Genomic DNA, 7,315 nt, shown 5'->3' with positions numbered 1-7,315 from the left:
CCGCCCTCGTCAGTGAGCGGACTTATAGAGGACACCCCTCAAACAAGTCAACACTCACCCTTGAAGAAATATCAAAAAAATCATCAAATTTATGATTTTTAATGTTTATTTCGATTTGCCTTCCTTCTGGGGCCTTTTTTGCGCCCTTGCCCTCGGGCTGTTGACCCTTAACTTAGCCGCTGCGACATGATCCCGGCGGCCCGATCTGCAATCGTTCTCCGTTCAAGCTTTCCAACGCCAATCGCGGATCTTTGGCATGTCTTCTCCGTGAGCTCTGACGTATCGCGAATGTTCTTCCAGCTCATTGGTCAAGGCGGCTACAACATCCGGGAAACGGCTGGCCAGGGCTGGGACGCGTTTGATAGCCTCGAGCGCGAGGTGATATCGATCAAGCTCATTCAAAACAGTCATGTCGAATGGCGTCGTTGTCGTTCCCTCTTCGTTGAAGCCTCGAACATGGAAGTTCTGGTGGTTTGCACGCCGATAGGTCAGCCGGTGTATGAGCGATGGATAGCCGTGGAACGCAAATATCACCGGCTTGTCTGCCGTGAATATGGCGTTGAACAGTTCCTCGTCCAATCCATGAGGATGCTGGGCTGGATCTTGAAGCGCCATGAGATCGACGACATTCACAGTCCTGATCTTCAAGTCAGGTATCTTCTCATGCAAAATCATGACAGCCGCCAGGGTTTCCATAGTCGGAACATCGCCCGCGCACGCCATGACCACATCCGGCAAGGCCGAGCCGCCCTCGTAGCTCGCCCAATCCCAGATACCGATGCCTCTTTCGCAATGGGCCACGGCTTCGTCCATCGTCAGGAACTGTGGAGCCGGTTGTTTTCCGGCGACGATGACATTCACACGATCATAGGTTTTGAGGCAATGGTCACCGACCCACAGCAGCGTATTAGCGTCAGGCGGCAGATAGATGCGCGCAATATCAGCCTTCTTGTTGGCCACCAGATCCAGAAATCCCGGATCCTGGTGCGAGAAGCCATTATGGTCCTGCCGCCATACGTGGGATGAAAGCAGATAGTTCAACGACGAAATCGGTGCTCGCCAGGCAAGATTGCGGGAGACCTTCAACCATTTGGCATGCTGATTGAGCATGGAATCGATGATGTGGATGAAAGCTTCGTAGCAGGAGAAAAGTCCATGTCTGCCGGTCAGGAGGTAACCCTCTAACCACCCCTGGCAAAGATGCTCACTCAACACTTCCATCACTCGTCCATCTTTCGCAAGGTGGACATCATATCCTTCGATTGCTTCCATCCAGACCCGGTCGGTTGCTTCAAACACGGGTCCCAGCCTGTTAGAGTCCGTTTCATCGGGACCAAAGACCCGGAAATTGCTGGCTTCCTCGTTGAGCTTGAAAATGTCCCTGAGATATCGCCCCAGTACTTCCGTGGACTGTATCTGGCTGGCGCCGCGTTCTTCGATAGCGACAGCATAGGCTTTGATCTCGGGTAATTTGAGTTCCTTGCGTATGATGCCTCCGTTGGCATGGGGCGTGGCACTCATGCGTTTCGGTCCTACGGGGGCCAGTTGCCGAAGCTCTGGTTTCAGACTGCCCTCGTGATCGAAGAGCTCATCGGGACGGTAGCTGCGCAGCCATTTTTCAAGAATATCGCGGTGCGCGGCATCTGCCCTGCAATTGTTGACCGGAACCTGATGAGAACGCCAAAAGCCCTCGACCTTTTTTCCGTCCACTTCTACCGGTCCTGTCCAGCCCTTGGGACTGCGCAGAATGATCATCGGCCAGCGTGGCAATCCACTTTGAAGAGGGTTTGAACGCCACTGGCTTTGGATTGCGTGTATCTTGTCGAAGGCAAGGTCCAGCGCCAAAGCCATTTTACGGTGCATGAATCTTGGATCCGAACCTTCAACGAAAAGCGGCTCATATCCATATCCGGCAAACAGATCGGCCAGATCACGCTCGTCCATGCGCGCTAGCAGAGTGGGATTCGCGATCTTGTAGCCGTTTAGATGAAGGATGGGCAGCACAGCCCCGTCTCTTGTGGGATTGAGAAATTTCGTAGAGTGCCAGGCCGCCGCAATTGGACCCGTTTCCGCTTCACCATCACCGACGACGCAGGCGACGGTCAAATCGGGGTTGTCAAATGCGGCACCAAACGCGTGGACTAAAGCATATCCCAATTCACCACCCTCGTGGATCGAACCGGGAGTTTCGGGCGCGACATGGCTCGGTATGCCGCCGGGAAAGGAGAACTGTCGAAACAGTTGCTTCATCCCGTCGATATTCTGGGCAACTTCCGGATAGACTTCACTATAGGTCTCCTCCAGATAGGCATTGGCGACCATCCCTGGGCCGCCATGCCCTGGACCGCATACGTATAGCAGGTCAGAATTGCGTTGCCGGATGATGCGATTGAGATGTGCGTAGATGAAATTCAGGCCGGGCGTCGTTCCCCAATGCCCCAAAAGCCGCGGCTTTATGTGCTGCGCAGAGAGCGGCTCCCTCAGGAGAGGATTATCCATCAGATAAATCTGTCCAACTGAAAGATAGTTGGCAGCCCGCCAGTAACGATCAATGAGTTCGAGCTCGTGATCTGTTACGCTTACAGTGGCATTCTCAAGCATGTTTCGATACCTCCAGCCGGTGTTGGGCTATGGCTTGAATGGATTCCTGTACAATGACTTTTTCTTCGTCGGTGGGGACAACCAGCGCCGCCACACCGCTCTCTTTTGTGCTGATGATCGTCGCATTCGCCCTGTTGGCGGCTTCGCTCAGCGTGATGCCCAGCCATGACAAATGGCGGATGATCCTGCTTCTGACGTCCGGCTGATGCTCGCCAATCCCTGCCGTGAATATCAGGGCATCGATCCCGCCAAGTGAGACCGCCAACCTTCCGACTTCGCCGGCAATTCTAAAGCAAAACAGGTCTACAGCGTCCTGCGATGCCGGATGGAAGTCATCCAGCAAGTCGCGTATGTCGCCGCTCCTGCCTGAGACGCCCAACAGTCCGCATTTGTGATATAGAAAATCTTCGAGTTCATCGGCGCCAGCGAAGTTGTTCCGCAAAAGATGCAGCAGAACGCCGGGATCGAGCGACCCTGGCCGCGTCGCCATGGGTACGCCATCAAGTGCGGAAAATCCCATACTTGTGTCGATACTGACGCCTTCGACCATTCCACACAGGCTGGCCCCACTGCCCAGGTGGGCGCAGATGACGCGACCTTTAGCCAGGTCGGGATCCAATGTTGCCAGTTCCGAGGCGACATGTTTGTAGGAGAGGCCGTGAAAGCCATAGCGTCGCAAACCCTGCTCGTGCATCGACGCGGGAATGGCGAAGCGACTCGCGAGATTGCAGAGAGAGCTGTGAAAAGCCGTATCGAAGGAGGCAGTCTGGAGGACATCCGGGTAGTCCTCTTTGACCGCATGAATAACCTCAAGAGCGGGAGGGATGTGAAGCGGAGCAAATGAGCCCAGCTTTTCAATTTCAGAAATTGTCTGCTGGTCCAACAGGACCGGCTTGTGAAATGTCGGCCCGCCGTGAACGATACGATGCCCGCATATCTCGATGGTCGAGTTTGGCGGCAACATCCTGCCTATCAAGTCGCGGATGAGCTTCCTGTCGAGACTGGCGCCGGGGTCAAGGTCAACGACCTCCTTTGCCGATGATGTGCTGACCTCAAGTTGCGGCTTGGTGCCAATGCGCAAAATGCCCCGCGATATCTGCACCGGCTGCCCCGGATCCAACCGGTAAGCCGCAATCTTCAGGCTCGAAGAACCCGCATTGAAAACCAGGGCGACTGTCATAACGTTCGCAACCTCATATTCCGACAGCCTTTCGGCGGTCACAGGCGGATTAAAACGGGCTGCCCACCCCTCTGTCTTTGATCAGGGTCAAATATAGACAAGTGAAAATTTGCACGGTCGACCGTCCAAACGCATTTCGACGCAGAACAGAGTCCATTCGCCCGGTTGGTGCGATGGCGTGCGTCGAAGCTGAAGGATGCTGTCGGAACGAGCATCCTCAAGCCTTTTGGAAACCGACGTAACGGCAAGGCCGTCGGCGTCAGCGGAAAGAAAGATGTCGAAAGAAAGCGCTGCAGTCTCACCTGCAGTTCTAATCCGCTTGGCGCGGTGGCGACGTCAAACCCTGCCTCACCGAGATATTGCGAGGCATTTTCTGCAGACGAAGATCATCATCCACAACAGGACTTCGGTCCTGCTCAGCGTGTCCCGACCATGTTGAGGTCGCGGAGTTACTGGTTATCACAGAATTGCAGCGAAGTCCTGCACCAATCGCAAATCCTTGCCGTCCCATTAAGCAGGATTACAGCACATTAGATTTTCAGTTGATCTGCAGTCCTCCGTTCAGGTCTTTCCAAGCCGACTGGCAAACCAGTCGGCAACTACGGTCGTTTGTAGGGAACTTGAGACGGGACCTCATGCTGCGGCTATTGTGAAGTGTTTTCGCAGCCAACCGTGGAAGCATTCAGCGGAAGACGATACTGCGGACACTTCGAAATAAAATCAGCGAGATCCAGCGGCCCGAAATTTGGTGCCGTCAGACCACAGCTTGCAACGCAGGGATGCCTGCGTCCCACGCTGGCATGGATTTTCGGAACGGATGCATAAATTTCCATCTCCTCATCTAGAGCGAGAGCGATCTAAATCATCGATTTTGTTCCTCTTTTTAGTACAATAACGAAAAACTATTTCTAAAAATTGCTAAAACGAACAATTTCTGTCTTATCTGTCCTTGTGCGCATCGACCTGCGGCGATACATCGCAGTACCCGCCTCGCTCATCGTTCGATGAGCCTTCAACATTTCAATGTGACGTCAGTCACGAAGCGAGTTGCCCATGAGAGACCTTCCTGGCCGTCCTTCCCGTAGAAATTTCCTCAAAGCATCAGCCGCAAGTGCAGCAGTGGCCGGATTGACGGCAGTCCCGGTAAAGGCAGAGGAAACGCCTGAACCTGTTGCCCTGGACGCCTACAAGCCGATCTGTCTCAAGCCCAGTGAGTGGGCTTTTGTTGTCGCCGCAGTCGCAAGGCTCATTCCTTCGGAAGGGACCGGCCCCGGCGCCATCGAAGCAAGAGTTCCCGTCTTCATCGATATGCAATTGGCCGGAGACTACGGTCGGGCGGCCGACTGGTACATGGAAGGCCCTCATGAGGCTGCCGCGAGCCCGCTGCGCGGCTGGCAGACGCCTTTGACACCTCTGGAAATCTATCAAATGGCCATTCCGGTTTTCGATGAATGGTGCCGGACGACACACGGGAAGATCTTCATGGAGCTGGACGCAACGCTCCAGGATCAGGCGCTGACATCTCTCCAGAAGGATGAAATGAAGCTTGCTCCTGAAATCCGTGATTTCTTCTCGATTTTGCTGGGCAACACCAAGGAGGGATATTTCGCCGATCCCATCTATGGCGGAAACCACAAGATGCAGGCCTGGACATATATCGGATTTCCAGGCGCCCGAGGCTCCTACAAGGAGTGGGTCCTCAAGCACAACGTCAAATATCCATTGGGGCCTGTCTCCATCTCCGGTGAAAGGGCTTAACCGATGACACGAGTAGAAAAGAAGAAAGACGTCGTTATCGTTGGTCTGGGATGGACCGGCTCGATTCTCGGAATGGAACTCGCGCAGGACGGTCTGGAGATCGTCGCCCTTGAGCGCGGTCACGATCAGAATACCGTCCCGGACTTTCAGTATCCCGAGATGATCGATGAGCTGAAATACGGTGTGCGTCTGGGCATGATGCAAAAGCCTCGCAACTCCACCGTCACCATCCGGCGAAACGACAGCGAAGTGGCGCTGCCGTATCGCAGTCTGGGATCGTTTCTTCCAGGTATCGGCGTCGGCGGTGCGGGCACTCACTGGAATGGGCTGAACTGGCGTCCAATGACCTCGGAATATCGTCTTCGTTCCCATGTTGAGGAGCGTTGGGGCGCTTCCATCATTCCCGAGGACATGAACCTTCAGGACTATCCTGTCACCTATGACGAACTTGAACCCTTCTTCGATCGGTTCGAACGCGTTGCCGGCATTTCCGGCAAGGCGGGTAATATCAAGGGACAAAAGATCGAGGGCGGAAATCCATTTGAGGCTCCCCGTTCACGTGACTATCCGATGCCGCCGATGCCGACGACCTGGGACGGTGCAAAATTCGGCGAGATTACGAAGTCAATGGGTTATCACCCCTTCCCTCGTCCCGGCGGGATTGCTTCGCAAGCCTATGTCAACGAATACGGGATGCAGATGGGTCCTTGTAACCATTGCGGCTTCTGCGAGCGCTATGGCTGCTACAATTATTCCAAGTCGTCTCCGCAAACAGCCATTCTCGACGCTTTGAAACGCAAACCGAATTTCGAGTACCGTACGCATGCGGAAGTCCTTCGCATCGAGATGGCTCCAGATGGCAAGACGGCGACTGGCGTCACCTATTTCGACGAGAACGCGCAGGAAGAGGTCTTCCAGCCAGCCGATCTGGTAATCCTTGCCGCCTATCAGCTTCACAATGTCCACCTCATGCTGCTCTCCGGCATCGGCCAGCCCTATGATCCGAACACAAATGAAGGTGTCACGGGGCGCAATTATGCTTACCAGATGAATGGCGGCTACACCCTGTTCTTCAAGGACGAAGTGTTCAATCCGTTCATCGGCACCGGTGCGAACGGCATGACCATCGACGACTTTGGCATCGACAATATCGATTTCCGCCGGGAAGGCTTCATAGGCGGCTCCTACATTTCCGCGGGCCAGTCCAACGGTCAGCCAATACGCTCCATGGCGCTTCCCGCTGGCACACCGAGCTGGGGTGCCAAGTGGAAAGAGGCCGTAGGGGAATGGTACGGCCACTCCATGTCGATTGGCTCACACGGATCGCACATGGCCTATCGCGGTAATCACCTCGACCTCGACCCAACCTACAAGGATCGGCACGGACGCCCCCTGATGCGGATGACCTTCAACTGGAATGCCAACGACATCCGCATGACCCAGTTCATGAAGTCGAAGATCGAGCCGATTGCAAAGGCGCTCAACCCCACTTCGATGCAGGAGGGCTTCAAGAAGGAAGGCGCGATGTATGATGTGAGGCCTTACCAGACGACGCACAATGTCGGCGGTTCCGTTATGGGAGATGACCCGAAGACGTCGGCTGTCAACCGCTACCTCCAGGCCTGGGACAAGCACAATATCTTCGTTCTCGGTGCTGGCGCCTTTCCGCAGAACACTCAGTACAACCCGACGGGCATGGTCGGTGGTCTCGCCTACTGGGCGGCAGAGCACATCCGTAAGGATTATCTTCCGAACCCACGGCCGCTGGTTTGAGGA

4 protein-coding genes are annotated in these 7,315 nt (G+C 54.9%); 2 read left to right on the top strand and 2 right to left on the bottom strand.

Features of this window, described 5'->3' with window-relative positions:
* Positions 1-222: 222 nt before the first annotated feature.
* Both QRN85_RS06840 and QRN85_RS06835 read right to left on the bottom strand, forming a co-directional pair.
* Positions 223-2,601, bottom strand: a complete 2,379-nt coding sequence (locus QRN85_RS06840; RefSeq protein WP_113221262.1) for a phosphoketolase family protein — start codon at positions 2,599-2,601, stop codon at positions 223-225.
* Positions 2,594-3,781 (bottom strand): acetate/propionate family kinase, encoded by a 1,188-nt coding sequence (locus QRN85_RS06835; RefSeq protein WP_113221297.1) that lies wholly within the window; start codon positions 3,779-3,781, stop codon positions 2,594-2,596. The genes QRN85_RS06840 and QRN85_RS06835 overlap by 8 nt, the downstream gene beginning before the upstream one ends.
* A 1,053-nt stretch (positions 3,782-4,834) precedes the next feature.
* Between QRN85_RS06835 and QRN85_RS06830 the strand changes: the two genes are divergently transcribed.
* Positions 4,835-5,539 carry a gluconate 2-dehydrogenase subunit 3 family protein gene (locus QRN85_RS06830; RefSeq protein ID WP_062588886.1) on the top strand — a complete coding sequence of 235 codons (705 nt, stop codon included), beginning with the start codon at positions 4,835-4,837 and terminating at the stop codon, positions 5,537-5,539.
* A 3-nt stretch (positions 5,540-5,542) separates the two neighbouring features.
* Positions 5,543-7,312, top strand: a complete 1,770-nt coding sequence (locus tag QRN85_RS06825) for a GMC family oxidoreductase (RefSeq protein WP_284756681.1) — start codon at positions 5,543-5,545, stop codon at positions 7,310-7,312.
* Positions 7,313-7,315 lie beyond the last annotated feature (3 nt).

Source organism: Agrobacterium sp. fls2-241-TYG-188a (assembly GCF_030209845.1).
The sequence above is the reverse complement of the archived record's forward strand: the minus strand, read 5'-3'. Positions and strand labels throughout refer to the sequence as shown.